The sequence below is a fragment of the Streptomyces sp. NPDC017225 genome (genome assembly GCF_044331465.1).
Lineage (GTDB): Bacteria > Actinomycetota > Actinomycetes > Streptomycetales > Streptomycetaceae > Streptomyces.
Genome location: NZ_JBIRNE010000004.1, coordinates 91,912 through 109,107, shown reverse-complemented (window position 1 = coordinate 109,107; position 17,196 = coordinate 91,912). Strand labels below are relative to the sequence as shown.

General features: G+C 68.4%; 12 protein-coding genes. 3 read left to right on the top strand and 9 right to left on the bottom strand.

The window, feature by feature from the left end:
• Positions 1 to 47: 47 nt before the first annotated feature.
• Positions 48 to 1,877: a phosphoenolpyruvate carboxykinase (GTP) gene (locus ACH4NX_RS11160; protein WP_398127908.1), complete on the bottom strand. Its 1,830-nt coding sequence runs from the start codon at positions 1,875 to 1,877 to the stop codon at positions 48 to 50.
• 306 nt (positions 1,878 to 2,183) lie between these two features.
• Between ACH4NX_RS11160 and ACH4NX_RS11155 the strand changes: the two genes are divergently transcribed.
• The 3 genes from ACH4NX_RS11155 to ACH4NX_RS11145 all read left to right on the top strand — a co-directional run bounded on the left by ACH4NX_RS11155 (position 2,184) and on the right by ACH4NX_RS11145 (position 4,111).
• The gene (locus tag ACH4NX_RS11155) at positions 2,184 to 2,888 is read left to right on the top strand and encodes a hemolysin III family protein (RefSeq protein WP_398127909.1); all 705 of its coding nucleotides are present in this window, start codon (positions 2,184 to 2,186) and stop codon (positions 2,886 to 2,888) included.
• 58 nt (positions 2,889 to 2,946) lie between these two features.
• A complete protein-coding gene (locus ACH4NX_RS11150; RefSeq protein ID WP_351397412.1) occupies positions 2,947 to 3,678 on the top strand; it encodes a Mut7-C RNAse domain-containing protein in 732 nt (243 codons plus the stop codon).
• Between the two features lie 61 nt (positions 3,679 to 3,739).
• Entirely contained in the window at positions 3,740 to 4,111 is a 372-nt protein-coding gene (locus ACH4NX_RS11145) for a hypothetical protein (RefSeq protein WP_398127910.1), read from the top strand.
• On the opposite strand, the gene ACH4NX_RS11140 is transcribed toward ACH4NX_RS11145, so the two are convergent.
• From ACH4NX_RS11140 to ACH4NX_RS11105, 8 genes are all read right to left on the bottom strand, one after another.
• Complete coding sequence (locus ACH4NX_RS11140) at positions 4,098 to 6,509, bottom strand: galactose oxidase-like domain-containing protein (RefSeq protein ID WP_398127911.1); 2,412 nt, start codon at positions 6,507 to 6,509, stop codon at positions 4,098 to 4,100. The two genes, ACH4NX_RS11145 and ACH4NX_RS11140, sit on opposite strands and share 14 nt — an antisense overlap.
• A complete protein-coding gene (locus ACH4NX_RS11135; RefSeq protein ID WP_398127912.1) occupies positions 6,506 to 7,699 on the bottom strand; it encodes a glycosyltransferase in 1,194 nt (397 codons plus the stop codon). Before ACH4NX_RS11135 ends, ACH4NX_RS11140 begins: the two co-directional genes overlap by 4 nt.
• On the bottom strand, positions 7,696 to 9,345 hold the full coding sequence (locus tag ACH4NX_RS11130; protein WP_351397424.1) for a phospholipid carrier-dependent glycosyltransferase: 1,650 nt from the start codon (positions 9,343 to 9,345) through the stop codon (positions 7,696 to 7,698). Before ACH4NX_RS11130 ends, ACH4NX_RS11135 begins: the two co-directional genes overlap by 4 nt.
• Positions 9,342 to 10,604: a glycosyltransferase gene (locus tag ACH4NX_RS11125; RefSeq protein ID WP_351397427.1), complete on the bottom strand. Its 1,263-nt coding sequence runs from the start codon at positions 10,602 to 10,604 to the stop codon at positions 9,342 to 9,344. The genes ACH4NX_RS11130 and ACH4NX_RS11125 overlap by 4 nt, the downstream gene beginning before the upstream one ends.
• Positions 10,605 to 10,811: 207 nt before the next feature.
• Entirely contained in the window at positions 10,812 to 12,851 is a 2,040-nt protein-coding gene (locus ACH4NX_RS11120; RefSeq protein WP_398127913.1) for a thioredoxin domain-containing protein, read from the bottom strand.
• 121 nt (positions 12,852 to 12,972) lie between these two features.
• Entirely contained in the window at positions 12,973 to 14,640 is a 1,668-nt protein-coding gene (locus ACH4NX_RS11115; RefSeq protein WP_398127914.1) for a DUF262 domain-containing protein, read from the bottom strand.
• Between the two features lie 2 nt (positions 14,641 to 14,642).
• Positions 14,643 to 15,650, bottom strand: coding sequence for a hypothetical protein (locus ACH4NX_RS11110; protein WP_398127915.1), 1,008 nt, complete (start codon positions 15,648 to 15,650; stop codon positions 14,643 to 14,645).
• A 19-nt stretch (positions 15,651 to 15,669) separates the two neighbouring features.
• Complete coding sequence (locus ACH4NX_RS11105; RefSeq protein ID WP_398127916.1) at positions 15,670 to 16,932, bottom strand: DUF3696 domain-containing protein; 1,263 nt, start codon at positions 16,930 to 16,932, stop codon at positions 15,670 to 15,672.
• Between the last annotated feature and the right edge of the window lie 264 nt (positions 16,933 to 17,196).

Below are 17,196 nucleotides of genomic sequence, written 5' to 3'. Positions count from 1 at the left end.
GGGCTAGTCGGACCGGCCGCGGAGCTGGGTGGGTGCCGGGGTGACGGTCAGCCCAGGCGCTTCACCAGGTTGTGGTACTGGTCCCACAGCTCGGTGGGCGTGTGGTCGCCGAAGGTGTTGAAGTGCTCGGGGACGAGCGCCGCCTCCTCGCGCCACACCTCCTTGTCGACGCCGAGCAGGAAGTCCAGGTCGGCGTCGGCGAGGTCCAGGCCGTCGGTGTCGAGGGACTCCCTGGTCGGCAGGACACCGATCGGGGTCTCGACGCCGTCCGCCTTGCCCTCCAGGCGCTCCACGATCCACTTCAGGACGCGGCCGTTCTCACCGAAGCCCGGCCAGACGAACCTGCCCTGGTCGTCCTTGCGGAACCAGTTGACGTAGTAGATCTTGGGCAGCTTGGCCTGGTCCTTGTCCTTGGCCACGTCGACCCAGTGACCCATGTAGTCGCCCATGTTGTAGCCGCAGAACGGCAGCATGGCGAAGGGGTCGCGGCGCAGCTCGCCGACCTTGCCCTCGGCGGCGGCCGTCTTCTCGGAGGCCACGTTGGCGCCGAGGAAGACGCCGTGGTTCCAGTCGAAGGACTCGGTGACCAGCGGTACGGCGGTGGCGCGGCGCCCGCCGAAGAGGATCGCCGAGATCGGCACACCCCCCGGGTCCTCCCACTCCGGCGCGATGATCGGGCACTGCGCGGCGGGGGTGGTGAAGCGGGCGTTGGGGTGCGCGGCGGGCGCGGAGGACTCGGGCGTCCAGTCGTTGCCCTTCCAGTCCGTCAGGTGGGCGGGCGTCTCCTCGGTCATGCCCTCCCACCACACGTCGTTGTCGTCGGTGAGGGCGACGTTGGTGAAGACGGAGTTGCCCCACAGGGTCTTCATCGCGTTGGCGTTGGTGTGCTCACCGGTGCCGGGCGCGACGCCGAAGAAGCCGGCCTCGGGGTTGATGGCGTACAGGCGGCCGTCCTCGCCGAAGCGCATCCAGGCGATGTCGTCGCCGATCGTCTCGACGGTCCAGCCGGAGATCGTGGGCTCCAGCATGGCGAGGTTGGTCTTGCCGCAGGCCGACGGGAAGGCGGCGGCGACGTACTTGGGCTCGCCGGTGGGCGGGGTCAGCTTCAGCACGAGCATGTGCTCGGCGAGCCAGCCCTCGTCGCGGGCCATGACGGAGGCGATGCGCAGGGCGTAGCACTTCTTGCCGAGCAGGGCGTTGCCGCCGTAGCCGGAGCCGTAGGACCAGATCTCGCGGTCCTCGGGGAAGTGCGAGATGTACTTGGTGCTGTTGCACGGCCACGGGACGTCCTCCTGGCCCTGCTCCAGCGGGGCACCGAGGGTGTGCACGGCCTTGACGAAGAAGCCGTCGTCGCCGAGCTCGTCCAGGACCGGCTGTCCCATGCGGGTCATGGTGCGCATGGAGACGGCGACGTACGCGGAGTCGGTGATCTCGACGCCGAGCGCGGAGAGCGGGGAGCCGAGCGGACCCATGCAGAAGGGCACGACGTACATGGTCCGGCCGCGCATCGAGCCGCGGAACAGGCCGCCCTGCCCACCCGCCCCCCGGAAGACCTCCCGCATCTCGGCGGGGTCCTTCCAGTGGTTGGTCGGGCCGGCGTCCTCCTCCTTCGCGGAGCAGATGAAGGTCCGGTCCTCCACACGCGCGACGTCGGAGGGGTCGGAGGCCGCGTAGTAGGAGTTCGGGCGCTTGACCGGGTCGAGCCTGCGGAAGGTGCCCTTCTCGACGAGCTCCCCGCACAGGCGCTCGTACTCGGCCTCGGATCCGTCACACCAGACCACTTCGTCCGGCTGGGTCAGTTCGGCGATCTCGTTCACCCACGAGATCAGCTCCTGGTGGTTGGTGGGGACGGCGGGAGCAGCGATGTCGCGCGCCACGATTGCTCCTAAATGAGGGGTTTTTTGTTGGGAGGCCCCGTGGGGGCTGCGACCCGGATGCGTGACGTCGTCCTCTTGGGCGCTCATCCGGTGTCGACCGCACTCATTTGATCATCCGACGCGAGCGCCCATCTGTCCAGAGGGCGTCACACCTGAGCGGAGTGAGGATCGCCACGTGCTCGCGCCGGAGGCCCGAGCGGGCACGAGAGGGTGCGTGGCCGGGCACCCCGTGAGACGATGACCACTCGGCACCCGCGAATGTCCGTACTGATGCGTAACTTACGGTTCCGTAGGTACGATGCCCCTATGACTGCGTCCGCCTCCGACGCGCCCAGGGACACGCCGGCCGCCGGCCGCGGCCCTGTAGCGCTCGATCTGCCGCATCCGGTCAAGCCCAAGTTGCGCGGCTGGCTGCATCTCGGCATGTTTCCGGCCGTCCTCGTCGCGGGCCTGGTGCTCACCGCCCTCGCCGAGTCGACCGAAGCACGCATCGCCTGCGGGATCTACGTCCTCACGGCCTGTCTGCTGTTCGGCGTCAGCGCGCTCTACCACCGGGGCGACTGGAGCCCGCGGATGGACGGCTTGCTGCGCCGCCTCGACCACGCCAACATCTTCCTGATCATCGCGGGCACCTACACACCGCTCACGATGCTCCTGCTCCCCGAGGCCAAGGGGCAGTGGCTGCTGTGGGGCATCTGGGCCGCCGCGGCGGCGGGCATCCTCTTCCGCGTCTTCTGGGTCGGCGCCCCGCGCTGGCTCTACACCCCGTGCTACCTCGCCATGGGCTGGGCGGCCGTCTTCTACCTCCCCGAGTTCATGCGGGCCGGCGGCATCGCCGTCCTGGTGCTGGTGATCGCGGGCGGGCTGCTCTACAGCGCGGGTGGGGTGATCTACGGCCTCAAGCGGCCCAACCCGTCACCGCGCTGGTTCGGCTTCCACGAGGTCTTCCACTCCTTCACGCTGGCGGCCTTCATCGCGCACTACGTGGGGATCTCGCTGATCGCGTACTAGGTTCCGGGGCCCCGGAAAAACCGGGGCCGCACCCCTCCCCCCGTGGCATCCTGACCGCGTGAACGGTCCTGAGATCCACGTCGAGTTCGCCCCGGAACTGCGCCTGTTCGTGCCGCGCGCCCGCCCCACCGGAGCCGCCCGCGCGGCCACCGACGGAGTCTCCACGCTCGGCCATGTCGTCGAGTCCCTCGGCGTCCCGCTCACCGAGGTCGGCACGCTCCTCGTGGACGGCCGCGAGGTGCCGCCCGGACACGTCCCCACGGGCGGCGAGTCGGTGAGCGTACGCCCCGTCGAACACCCCCAGCGGGTCCCGGGCGCTCCCCTGCGCTTCCTGCTCGACGTGCACCTCGGCACCCTCGCCCGCCGGCTGCGGCTGCTCGGCGTGGACACGGCGTACCAGTCGACGGACCTCGGCGACCCGGCGCTCGCCGCGCTGTCCGCGGCCGAGAAGCGGGTCATGCTCAGCCGCGACCGCGGCCTGCTGCGCCGCCGCGAGCTGTGGGCCGGCGCCTACGTCTACAGCACCCGCCCCGACGACCAGCTCCAGGAGGTCCTGGACCGCTTCTGCCCCGGGCTTCGCCCGTGGACCAGGTGCACCGCGTGCAACGGACTGCTGGGACAGGCCACCAAGGAGGAGGTGGCCGACCAGCTCAAGGGCGGTACCGAACGGTCGTACGACGTGTTCGCGCGGTGCCGCGCGTGCGGGCGCGCGTACTGGAAGGGCGCGCACCACGAGCAGTTGGAGGCCATCGTGGAGGCGGCGGTGCGCCGGGGTACTCAGGAGGGTTGAGTACGGCGGTCGAGTATCCGCGCCGGTCACCGGGGGCGGCCCGCGCGGTGGGATGGGCGGTATGAGTTCTCCGCAACCACGTTCCGCGGCGCGGACCGGCCCCGCGCCCTGGCCCGCCACCGGACCGCGCTCCCCCGCCCGCGCCCTGACCGTGTGCTCCGTGGCCGGGCTGGTCCTGCTCCTGCCGACCGTCCTGGTCTCGTGGATCCTCGTCTTCGCCTCCGAACGCGGCAGCGGCTGTCTGATGTACGGCGAGCACTGCTCGACCGTCCCGGGCGCGGCGCTGTGGGCCTGTTTCTGGGCGGCGGTCGTACTGGGCGTGTCGGCGCCGGCGTGGCCCCGCACCCGGTGGCCGTCCGCCAGGTGCTGGGCCGTCGGTCTGCAGTGGGGCGCCCAGCTCACGCTGGGCGCCCTGATCCTCAGCGGCGCCTGACGTCCCCCGTGCCGCAGGCGGTGCCGTCCCCGTCCGGGTCCAGGCGCAGCGGGTCGTCCTGGCCGTTGACCTCCAGGCGGCCGTAGTCGTTGCGCTCCAGCCAGTCGCAGCGGTCGGCCGTCGTCTTCTTCACCTCGGCCGGGAAGGCGGTCGGCACGCAGACGTTGGCGGAGCCGTAGTGCCGGTCGCAGCCGGAGACGGTGGGGCCGACCGGCTGCGAGGCCCGCTTCTCGCCGGGCCCCGCGACCTTGCCCTGCGGGGCGTCGGCGAAGGAGTGGACGTGCGCGGAGGCGTCCTTGGTGCTGAGCGCCCGCGGGCCGTCCAGGCGCACCCACTCGGCCACCGAGGGCACGCCGTTCGCGTCGACCGCGAAGAGCATGTACCAGCCGGGCGGGGCCAGGTTGGGGTTGCTGGTGACGTTGAGGTCGACGTTGTCGCCGTCGACGGACAGCGGCAGGTCGACGAACCGCTGGTTCGGGTCGGAGGAGTGGGTGACGGCGGCGGGGCGGATCAGCTCCGCCTTGGCGATGGGCCGGTCCACGGTGATCCGCTGGGTGTCGCCGTAGTTCCACTCGCTGTCGATGACCGAGGTGATCGTCGGACGCTCGCCCTTGAGGAGATAGGGCGGGGTGTAGACGGACACGTCGTGGTTCCAGGAGCCGTTGCCCGGGTTGTCGCCGGTCGTCATGACCCGGCCGTCGGGCAGCAGGAACGCCGAGGAGTGGTAGCCGCGGGCCTCCGGGTCGACGGCCACCGGGTCGAAGCTCTCCGTGGCCGGGTCGAAGATCGACGTCTCGAAGACCGGGTCGGCCCGGTTGTGCAGCGCGCCGCCCGTCTCCAGCACCGTGCCGTCGGGCAGCAGGACGGTGGAGACGTACATCTTGCCCTGGTCGCCGGTCTGCGGGACCGGACCGTCGCCGAAGTCCACCGTGCCCTGCGGGAGCGGGGGCCCGGCGACGTACGCCGGGTCGGGCTGCTTGAGGTCGATGATGTCGGTCAGGCGGTTGGCGTCCGGGTTGGAGTCGATGTTGCCGCCGCCGATGGTCAGCACCTTCTGGTCCTGCGCCGGGGGCAGCAGCACGCTGGCGGACTGGTCGCGTACGTCCTTGTCCTGGAGGCCCGGCACCTGGGTGATGGTGTTGGCGTCGTAGTCGTAGATCGCGGATCCGGTGCCGGGGATGTTGTTGCCGAAGACGTGGCTGCCGGAGTAGAAGAGCCGCCCGTCCTGCATCAGGATCATCGACGGGTACAGGCCCCAGTACGACCAGGTCTGGTTGACCTGCCCGGTCGGCAGCCACTTCTGCTGCTCGTCGGACCACAGGTCGGCCGTCACCGACCCGGTGGAGTCCTCGCGCAGCCCGCCGAAGGAGATGACGTCGCCGTTGCCGAGGATCGTCGCCGACGGGTACCAGTGGCCGTCGTTCATGTCGTTGGTCTTGACGTAGGTCTCGGTCTCCGGGTCGAAGACGTACGAGTCCTTGTAGCCCTGGTAGCCGATCGTGCCGTCCGCCGAGGGGTAACCGGCGTTGCCGCTCATGACGAGGACGCGGCCGTCCTTGAGCTGGACGTGCCCGGCGCAGAACATGTCCTTGGGCGTGGGGACGGTCTTGTAGTCGCCGGTCCGCGGGTCGTAGACCGCCGAGGTGAAGGTGCCCGCCTCGAACATCTCCGGGTCGTTGCCGGAGCCCGCGATCAGCAGCACCTTGCCGTTGTGCAGGACGACGGAGTGCATGGAGCGGACCGGGTTCTTGGTGGGCAGCACGTCCCAGCGGCCGTTGGCGCACTCCTCGGCGGTGCCCGTGCAGTCCGGGTCCGGGACCGGTTCGGCGACCTGCTCCATCGTGTAGTCGTCGGTGGTCGCCGAGCCGGTGCCGTAGACGGAGACGCCCCAGCTGATGCGGTCGGTGCCCGCCGGGACCTCGGGGGTGCGGACGCTCGCCTCGGTCCAGCCGGCGGCCAGGTCGAGGGCCTTGAGGTCGGTCCAGTACTGCCAGCCCGCGGTGGCGTCGTGCCGGAAGAGCGTGAGGGAGGCGTCCGGGGTGGTCGTCTTGTACCAGAGGGACAGGTCGTACTGCTTGCCCTCCGTCACCACCGGCGCGCACTCGGCGGACTCCGTGATCAGGGCCTTGCGGTCGCCCTCGGTGCGGCGGGTCAGCTCGACCCTCATGGCCTTGGTGCCCGAGTGGGCGTCGGCGACGGTCTCGAAGGTGAAGTCGTTGTCGCCCCAGCCGGACTTCTCCCAGCAGTACGGCATGTCGCCGGTGCCGGCGGTCTCGAAGCCGGGGTTCTTGATCAGGTTGGCGGCCGAGGCGGGCTGGGGCGCGGTGAGCAGGAGCCCGCCGGTGAGGGCGGACACCGCCAGGAGGGCGGAGGTTCTCCGTCGGGGTCTGCTTCTCATGCGTCACTCCTTGCTGTGCGGTCGGCCGTACGGGATCGGCGCGGGAGGTACACGAGCGCCTCCGTCCCGGCGAAGCGCAGGACGAAGGTGATGACGAGGGCGAGCGCGGTGGCGGGCAGCACGGTCAGGCCGAACTGGCCGACGAGCAGGGCGATGAGCGGTATGCGCAGCACCAGGTCGGCGTTGGCTATCAGCGCGAACCGCAGGGTCCGGTCGGCCCAGTGCCGGTGCCGGCGCCGGTCGCGGAAGAGCAGCCGCTCCAGGAGCAGGAAGTTCCAGGCCACGCCGAACTGGTTGGCGACGATCTCGGCGGGCAGGTAGTGCAGCCCCGCCTCGGTCAGCGCCCACAGGGCGGCGAGGTTCGGCACGAAGCCGCTCAGCCCGATCAGCCCGAAGGCGATCATGCGGGCCAGCGGCGACGCGGTGCGCAGACCGGCCAGGTGGCGCAGGAAGCGCAGCCCCTCCCGCGCCGTGGACTTGGACTCGCCGGCGTACCGCTCCTCGAAGACGAACGGCACCTCGGTGACCGTCTGAGGGCGGCCGCGGACGGCCAGTTCGAGGAGGATCTTGTAGCCGAGCGGCTTGAGCGCGTCGGCGGTGACCTCGCTGCGGCGGATGGCGAAGAAGCCGCTCATCGGGTCGCTGACGCCGCGCAGCCGGCGCGGGAAGAGCGCCTTGGTCAGCCAGGTCGCCGCGCGCGAGACCGCGATCCGGTAGCCGCCCGCGAGCCCGGCGCGGCTGCCGCCCTTGACGTAGCGGGAGGCGACGACGAGTCCGGCGTTCGCCCGCTCCCCGGTGACGACCAGCTCCGGCACGAGGGACGGCGGATGCTGGCAGTCGCCGTCCATGACGACGATCCAGTCCGAGCCCGCCGCCTTCATGCCCTCGACGACCGCGCCGCCGAGCCCGCCGGACGGCTCGTCCCGGTGCAGGACGGTGACCGGGAAGGGGCAGTCGGGCGCCACCGCGCGGATCACGTCCGGCGTGTCGTCGGTGGAGTCGTCCACGAAGACGACCTCGCAGGGCAGCCGGGCCGGCACGGACTCGGTGATCAGGCGCAGCAGCCGGCGTACGTTCCCGGACTCGTTGTAGGTCGGTACGACGATGGTGACGGCGCCCGGCTCGGGCACCTCCGAGGCGCGTACGGCCGGATGGCCCAGCTCGTCGGGCACGGTGGACTCGTGGCTCATCGGGCGGCTCCGGAGGGCTGGATTCGGCGGATCTCGATGCGGTCCGCACCGGTGCCGAAGACGGCGACCGGGGCCGAATGGTTCATGGCGGCCTTGACGTTGGGCAGGTCGACCGCGTCGCGCCGCACCGTCGGTGAGGCGACCACGTAGTCGACGTCGCGCCAGCCGCCCGGCATCGTCTTCGTCACCGCCGGGTCGAGATCGGCCTTGTAGAACCAGATGACGCCGAGCCCGGGTTCGTATCCGGCGTGCACGAGGTCCAGCCAGAGCGCGTCGTCCACGAGGACGCGGGTGTCCTCCGGGTCCGGGACCTCGGTCGCCAGCCAGTCGGCGGCGGCCTCGTAGGGCGCGTTGGCGTCGGCGGTGACGGCGGTGCGGCCGCCGTCGTACCAGCGGGGTACGACGTAGGCGCCGGCGGCGAGCACCAGGACGCCGGCGAGCGCGTACCGGCCGAGGGTCACCCCTCGTCTCTCGGCCTCGGCGCGCCATCGGCGCAGTACGGCGTGGGCGACGCTCGCGGTGCCGCCGGCCAGCACCAGGGCGAGGAAGGGCAGGGCCTGGATGACGTACATCGCGGGCAGGTAGCCGGTCGGGCGCAGGGCGAGGACGGCGAGGATCGCGACCGTCAGGGCCGGTCCGGCCAGGGACCGTGCGGTGACCGACCAGCGCCAGGTGGCCAGCAGGAGCAGCGCGCCCGCGAGTCCGCCGAGCGGGAGGACGCGGTCGTAGTACAGCCAGGACTGGAGGACGCCGTACGAGCCGGAGCCCTCGTCCAGGATGAAGCCGGAGCCGGGGCGGGTCAGCTGGTACTGGATGCCCTCCCACAGGGAGACGTGTCCGGCGCCCGGCAGCAGCTCGCCCTTGAGCAGGGCGAACAGGGGGTAGGAGAACCCGATGAGCGCGCAGGCCGTGACGGCTCCGGTCACCGCGAACTTGCGGGTGTCGGGATGGCTGTGCCGCCACATGGTGACCAGCACGGCGGGCAGGACGAGGAGCATCGTCTCCTTGGTGAGCACGGCCGTGGCGGCGGCGATGCCCGCGCCGAAGTGGTGCCACAGGTGGCGGCTCGGGGAGGCGGCCAGCGCGAACGCCAGCAGGGTCCACATCACCGCGAGGTTGTCGAGGAAGATCTCCCGCTGGAGGACGACGGACAGCGGGGAGAGGCCGAACAGGACCATGGCCAGGCCGGCCGCCCAGCGCGGCAGGGAGAGCCGGCGGGCGATCACGTAGACCAGGACCGTGGAGAGGGCGCTGACGATCAGCATCACGCCGCGCATGGTGCCGACGGTCATCGACTCGGGGCTGAGCAGCGCGGGTATCCAGGTCAGCACGGCTATCTGGATCCAGCCGAGCGGCGGGTGGTCGTACCAGTAGGTGTAGTGGGCCAGGCCCTCGCCCTGCTGGACGGCCCAGGCCTGGGCGAGGTAGGTGCCCTCGTCGTCGCTGAGGGTCGGGTAGTCGGAGATGTTCCAGCCCTGCACGAGCATGATCGCCACGAGGAGTCCGCCGCACAGCAGCAGGTCGGGGCGTGAGGAGCGCAGACGGCCCGGCGGCGCCGCCTTCCCGGGGGCCGGGGCGGTGTCGTGGGCAGGCCGGCGCTGCGCGGGGACCGTGGTGCCGGTCGCCGCGGGGAGGGTGTCGGTCACGCGGGAACGTCCTCTCGGTCCGCGGGTGCGAGGTGGGCGCCCACGTGGCTGGTCAGCTCCCAGTCGTTGCGGCCGCGCTGCTCGCGCCATACGGCGCGGAGGGCGGCCCCGGCGAGGAGGACCTGGTAGAAGGGGCCGCCGACGACCAGCTTCAGGTAGTGCGTGAAGCGGATCCGCAGGCCGTACTGCTTGCCGAAGTCGTGCAGGCCGACGACCTCGAAGACGAAGGTGACCAGGGCGGTGACGGCCGGCAGGAAGGTGATGAAGGCGATGCCGACGGGCACGTCCAGGAAGAGCGTGACGGCCACGTTGAGCGGGATGACCACGCCGGTGAAGGCCTGGAGGAAGGGCGTCATCAGGGTGTAGCGGGCCAGCAACCGCTGGGTGAAGGTGGGCAGTTGCGTCCAGTCCTTCTTCCGGTACACCTGGAGGAAGCCCTGGTTCCAGCGGGTGCGCTGCTTGAGCAGGGAGACCAGCGTGCCCGGGGTCTCCTCCCGGGTGACCATGTCGGAGTCGTAGGCGACGACGACCTTCTTGCCGGTGCTGGAGAGCCGGACGCCCAGGTCGCAGTCCTCGGCCAGGCAGTCCGGGTCCCAGCCGTCGGCCGCCCGCAGCACGTCCGTGCGCACGAAGACGGTGTTGCCGCCGAGGGGGATGAACCCCTTCTGCGCGTGCAGGTGCAGCCGGGAACGGAACCAGAAGAAGTACTCCAGGCAGTTGCGCAGGCTGTACCAGCTGGAGTGGAAGTTGATCAGCTGGACCCCGCCCTGCACGACGTCGGCGCCGGTGGTGCGGAAGGCGTGGTCGACGTGGGCGAGCAGTTCGGGGTGGACCTGGTCCTCGGCGTCGAAGACCCCGACGACGTCGCCGCGGCAGTGCGGCAGCGCCGTGTTCATGGCCCTCGGCTTGTTCTTCTTCTCGTGGGTGTCGACGACGACGCGCACCCGCGGATCACCGCCGGCGGCCTTCTCGGCGACCGCGGTGGTCTCCGGATCGTCGTGTCCGACGATCACGATGATCTCGAAGTCGGTGTGGGACGAGGTCAGCAGCCGCTGGATGGTGTGGTCGAGCACGGCCTGCTCGTGCCGCGCGGGCAGGAGCAGCGAGAACGACACGTGCTCGGCGCCGTCGGGCGGGCTGAACCGGGTGGAGGCGAGAACCTCCGGCGTACGCCAGGCGTGCATCTGCCACCACAGCGTGAACGCCGCCATCCAGAAGAGCGCCAGTGAAACGGCAGCGATGAAGACGGACGTAAGCAAGAAAGATCCCCCCAGATCTTCGAACTCCCCCTGCGCGGCGGAGCACCCGAACCGGGCGCCCGCTCCGCCGCGTCACGGTGAAGAGACTAGGGGTAACCTGTGAAACCCATAAGGTGTTTGAGTGAAGAGCGTGTTTCCTCACCACGCGGACCGGGTCTGAACAATTCGCCTGCCGGTCGCGTCCGGAACGCTTCCGGTTATGTCGTTTCAGCTGTTCAGAGCCGTACGCAGCGCGGCACGCAGTCGCTCCGGGTCGGTCGTCGGCGCGTCACAGGTGAAGTTCCGGCAGACGTACGCGGCCGGCGCCCCGTCCACCAGCGGCCGGTCGGCGAGCAGGGGGAACTCGTCGCTCCCCTCGACACCGAAGGCGACCACCGCGCCGGGCGCCGTCCCCAGAAGTGCCGTGCGATGCAGGCCCTTCGCGGCGTCGTCGTCCGACGCGGGCCCGACGACGGCGACTTCGCGCGGACCGTCGAGCAGCGCCTCCGCCGCCGCCAGCCCCCAGCCGACGAAGCGCGGGACCCGCGGACCGAGCGCCTTCACCACGCCGAGGGCGTGCTCGGCTGCGGTGCGGTGCGGCTCGGACCCGGTGTGGGCGGCGTAGGACAGCAGGGCGCCGGCGGCGGCGGTCCAGCCGGACGGGGTGGCGTTGTCGGTGGGGTCCTGCGGGCGGCGGATCAGCCGCTCGGCATCGGACGCCGTGTCGTAGAGGGAGCCGGAGTCGTCGGTGAAGCGGGTCAGGACGTGGTCCAGCAGCAGTCCGGCGAAGTCCAGCCAGACGCCCTCCCCCGTGACCGACGCCAGCGCGAGGAAGCCCTCCGCCACGTCGGCGTAGTCCTCCAGCACCCCGGCGTGGGCGCCGGCCCGGCCGTCCTTGCTGGTGCGGAAGAGCCGGGCCTGCTCGTCGAGATGCAGCCGCACGAGCAGGTCGGCGGCGGCGACGGCGGCCTCCACCAGGTCGGGGCGCTCGAAGTAGGCGCCCGTCTCGGCGAGCGCGGCGATCGCGAGCCCGTTCCAGGCGGCGACCACCTTGTCGTCCCGGCCCGGAGCGGGGCGCCCGTCGCGGGCGGCCAGCAGCCGCGCCCTGACCGAGGCGATCCGCTCGGCATCGAACACACCCTCCTGCTGCGGCAGTTGCAGGACGGAGGAGCCGTGCTCGAAGGTGCCCTCCTCGGTCACCCCGAAGTACTGGGCGGCGAGTGCCGCGTCGTCGGCCCCGAGGACCTCGGTGAGCTGCGCGGGCGTCCACACGTAGTACGCGCCCTCGACGTGCTTCCCCATCCCGTCGTCGCTGTCCGCGTCCAGCGCGGAGGCGAAGCCGCCCTCGGCGGTGCGCAGTTCACGCACCATGAAGTCGGCGGTCTCCAGGGCGACGCGGCGGGCGAGATCCGAGCCGGTGGCCCGCCAGAGGTGGGCGTAGACACGGCACAGCAGGGCGTTGTCGTAGAGCATCTTCTCGAAGTGGGGCACGACCCACTCGCGGTCGACGGAGTACCGGGCGAAGCCGCCGCCCAACTGGTCGTAGATCCCGCCGCGCGCCATCCGCTCGCAGGTGTCGCGCGCCATCTCCAGCGCGCCGTCGGCGCCGGTGCGGGCGTGGTGGCGCAGCAGGAACTCGACCACCATGGACGGCGGGAACTTCGGCGCCCCGCCGAACCCGCCGCGCTGCGGGTCGTACTCCCGGGTCAGCCCGAGCAGCGCCTGTCCGAGCTCCGCCTGGCCGGGCGGCCGCGCGTCGCCGTAGGAGATCTCCCGCCCGGCGAGGTCCCGCACGATCTTCCCCGCGACCTCGGTGACCTCGTCGCGCCGCTCGGCCCACGCCTGGTGGACGCCCTGGAGCACCTGACGGAAGGACGGCATGCCGTGCCGGGGCTCGGGCGGGTAGTAGGTGCCGAAGTAGAAGGGCTCGGCGTCCGGCGTCAGGAACACGGTCATGGGCCAGCCGCCCTGCCCGGTCGCCGCCTGCACGGCCTCCATGTAGACGGCGTCGACGTCGGGGCGCTCCTCCCGGTCGACCTTGACGTTCACGAAGTGGGAGTTGAGGAACTCGGCCGTGGGCCCGTCCTCGAACGACTCGTGCGCCATCACGTGGCACCAGTGGCACGCCGAATAACCGACCGACAGCAGGACGGGCACGTCGCGCCGCCGTGCTTCCTCGAAAGCCTCCGGCCCCCAGGTCCACCAGTCGACGGGATTTTCAGCGTGCTGAAGCAGGTAAGGAGAGGTCGCATCGGCCAAGCGGTTCATACGATCCAGCCTCTCACAACGCCTCACTCTGTCGCCGAAACCCGCGCAGCTCTGCCTCGATGTACGCGAGCGATGTAGTTACAGGCGCCCTGGCCCACTCGACTTCAGTCCCTCTCCGCCGTCACTCGGTGTCGATGTCAGCCTCCCCGAACTCCTGCTCGGATGACTGAATTCCCAGACTCTCAATGAACCCCCTTTCCCGAGACGCCACCTCGTGCTGACGCGCGACAATGAAGTCGGCATAGTTGTCGGCTTTGAGATGTTCGATCGAAGCGAGACTGACCCCGTGGGAATCCAAAATGTCGGTCTTGCCTTCCTCGGCGAGCCTGATGAGGGCCTGTCGGATCGACATACCTGGCGGTGTTGCCATCACGATGCGGTTGGCAGGACTGGAGGCCCCCGGAACCCCACTCTGGGTGATGATGTGCCGGTAGGTCTCACGATGCGCTGTCGCGAGCTGCTCGACCACATTGATGGGCTTCCCATCAGGATTCTTCCGCCCCGGGAAGGTCTGCAGGTCCCAGAGAAGGTAAGCCCGCACACGCGCGCTGCGCAGGTCGAAACGTTCAGGAAATGCGCGAGCACGCTCGGCCGAGTAGCCGAGCTCACGCCTTCCCTCCGCGAAGGCTTTCATCTCTTCGATGAACTTACGGACCTGTGTGGTGTTGGCCCCGGCAAAGGTCCCCGCGAGTGAGGTGATCCAGAACCAGTCACGGAGTTTCTTCCACTGCCCCTTCTCCACCTGTCCTGAGAAGTGAAAAAAGACAGCGAGCAGCATGATCTGAATATTGTACGGAACCAGGCGGGCGAGGGGGACCTGGGTCTCTGCCTTCAGGAAGTCGACTACTTCCTGCAACGTGCGGTCGGTTTTCTCCACCGCGTCCATGAGCTGCCCTTGCACCTTACGTGCCATCATCTCCCAGGATGTGTTCTGCACATCCTCTTCTCCAGACAACGCGAGCACAGTCTGGAAAATCGTCATGATCGGGATCTCGCCGAAGCCGGAGGCCGCGATACGCTCCTGGATCTCCTCCATCTTGTCACTGAGCGTCTCCGGCCCAGTGGTTCCGTAGGTCAAGGCGGAGACCATCTGATCGGGGCGCATCTTCTGCCCGCTGCTGTTGATCCTGGAGAAGACCTCTACGGCCTGCTGCAGAGTGCCTCCCTGCATGCGCACGACAGAGACTTTGTAATTCTTCACGCGCTGCGCAATGCGTTCGCTCTCCTTCGTGAGCCGATCAGCCTCACCACGGGTATAAGTGTCCGACAGCTGGCGCGCGTATTCGAGGAAGTCCAGGGTCCGCAAAACAGACCTCATGGGCAGGTAGCTGTCGGGCGCCTTTCCACCGCTTTTCCAGTGGCGGTAACGCACGCCATCATGATCCGCCCGGTCGAGTGGCCGGTAGACCCACCACATCCAGTCCTCCTGCTGAGGGGACTTGGGGGCGTCGGCCGAGCGGTGAAGGACACCGAAAAGGGTCGAGAGCCGCTGGTGGCCGTCCAGCACGTAGGCCACCTTTCCCCCTTCCGGCGCCGGCGGGATACTGCGTCCACCGATCGAATCAAGGCTCGCGAGCGCCTCGGACGTCTCCCAGATGAGAAGACTGCCCACGGGGTAACCCCGCTCCATGCTGTCGAACAACTGGAGCATCTGCTCCGGACGCCAGAGGAAGGGACGCTGGAACTTCGGAACCCGCAGCTCTCCGAGCGAGATCCATTCCAGCACTTGTTCGAGAAACTGGACCTCCGGAACAACTGAAATATCCTTGACCACTTCACGCTCCGTCACTTTCAGATCACGTTCCGAATCTTGTCCAGCATCGATCGCAACTCATCTGCCGCTCCGAGCGCGAGGCCGTCCAGGTCCCTCTCGGAGATCCCGCCCTTCCGCACTTCCTGCAAAAAGAACGCCGGCAGATCTGTCCCGAATCCTTCCTGCAGGGTGATGAGGTGTCGCTCGTCCACCCCGTCATAGAGGTCACGGTGCTGAGGTGGCACTTGGTAGGTTTGCCCTGCTTTACCAGAGCGTCGAGGCTTCCTGTTCGAAGACTCGGGTCCTTTCCTCGGTTTCCCTTTGAAACCGTACTTCATGTCGAAGTGCGCACGTTGCTCGGCGGTCAACTGCTTGAGAGATTCCAGCCGCTTCGCCATGCGCGCGTGCGCGCCGGAGTTCTTCGCCTGCCGGGCCAGTGCGCGATTAGGAATATAGTTCTCCATCTCCCGGAATCTCAGCACGTGAGAGTGTCCGCCTTCACTCACCACGGCATCAGCTTGATTGTGGTTGTTGGTCCGTTCTCCGGGACGGTAGCTGTCACTGTCGATTACCAGGACCACGCGTTTGGTTCTCGTGAACGTCGCGACCTGCTCAACGGCGTGCTGGGACGCGCCGTGCTTGCCACCTCCGTTGTAGACACCGAGACGGTTGTCCTTCTTGGCGGCCACGATGTCTTCACAGCCCAACAGATTCGCCAGCGCCTCGATCATCTGCCAGTCGTAGTTCGCGTTCTCCACCACGAGCACGGCGGACCGCTCCAGGTCACGGACGTCGCCTTCCAGCGTTCCCCTGCTCACCCTGACCACATTCGCGTTCGCATCGCGGGGCACCCAGGCGTGCGCCATTCTGCTGGCCTTCTGCGCCAGCAGGAGGTACACCTGTGCGAGGGTCGGCACATGATGTCGGCAGAATTTGTCCACGAAGTCCACGTCACGTGGGGAGAGCACCCACTCATGCCTCGCTTTCCTGAAGAAAGAAATCAGCTCGAGAACGAGTTCCGCGTTTTCGTTGCCCTCGCGGTCCATGAGCAGTTCAACCGATATCTCAACCCGCACTGTCAACCCGATTCGCCTGTGCATTCGCAAGAGCGCGCACTTCTTCAAAATCTTCCGCGAAGATCCCTGTAGGCCAGTAGTCGATGTTCCCGAACGCATCTACGTTGATCTTGCGCAGGAAAGCAGATTCATCGGCCTGTTCTACGAAGTAGATCTTCAGGTCTTCTGGCTTCAGTCGCTCTTCCGCCACTCGCCGGCGTAGACGCAGGAGGAAGTTCTCACTGTGCGTCTCCACCAGGAAGCGCACGCTCGACTCCTGCACAGCATCAACATAGAGGTCTGCGATCGACGCGTGCGCCGACGGATGGAGGTGAAGCTCGGGCTCCTCCACGATTTCGATCACAGGACTGGACGGTGGTTGCACCCTGTCAGCGGCGCGTTGGATCAGTATGGGGAGGAACTGGACCACTCCCGTACCGACGTCGTCGATATGAACGTAAAGATCGGGATCGCGCTTCGAATAGAGCCGAGGAACATACATTCCTGCCCCGACGTCCGTGACTGCGATGCGCCAGCCGGGCAGTATTCCTGTCAGGAGACGGTTGACCTCACTTGTGATACGGCCACGGCCGCGCATCTCATCTGCGGCCAGTATGCCGAGCGCCCTTTCTCCCCTGGCACCGACACTTCCGGAAGCCCTGTTCGAGACTCGGAAGAAGCGTTCCGGATCTTTCCTGAAGGGGCCCAGGTAACGAATGTCGTCGAACTCGTAACGAATCGCACTTGAAATCCTGTTGAACCCGCCGACAGAGTCGGACCAATCGGAACCATCAGGCAGAATCCCACGGAATGACAGGCGTTTTTCTTCGCCGCCGACGCGATACGTGCGCTTCTCCGACGAGTAGGCGTCCGGGCCGGGGACCCAGGAGAATCGCTCACTCTCCGAGCCAACAGAGATCTCCAGTGACGAGACCAGTTGCGTTCCCTGATCGGCGATGTTCTGGATTTCTGCGTTGACGTCGAGAACTTGCCCACCCGCTGTGCGGAACGAGGCTCCCACATGAATACGCCCATGGGGCGACGATCCGTGAATGAGGTCGGTAAAAGAAGGAGTGAAGCCATGGATGGGATCCAGGTCCAAGGGGTACGGGGAATCCGTCCGAATACCCGTTGACAGGACCGGGAGCGCTCGTACGACTGCGCTCTTGCCGGCGTTGTTCCGGCCCAGCACTACGGTGATCTTTCCGAGTTCCACCGCCTGCCTCTCTTTGAAGCAGCGATAGTTCTCCAAGAAGAACTGCTCCAGCGGCATGTACGCTCCCGTCCAGTCTTACAACGCCTGGCCAAGCCGCGTCATGTCAGCGAGCGCCGCTCCGCAGGCGCACCAGGATATCTGTAGCGATGCTTCCAGACGACGGATTCCCAAGCGCATGATGCCGCGCCGCCCCTGCGACACCAGGACCCGCGCGCCCCCGGACGGCACGCCGTCGTACCTTGTGCGGACCTCTCCCCAGAGCCTCCCCGTCGCAGGACACTTGACCGACGCACAAGTGGGGAAGGACCCGGGGACGGGCCG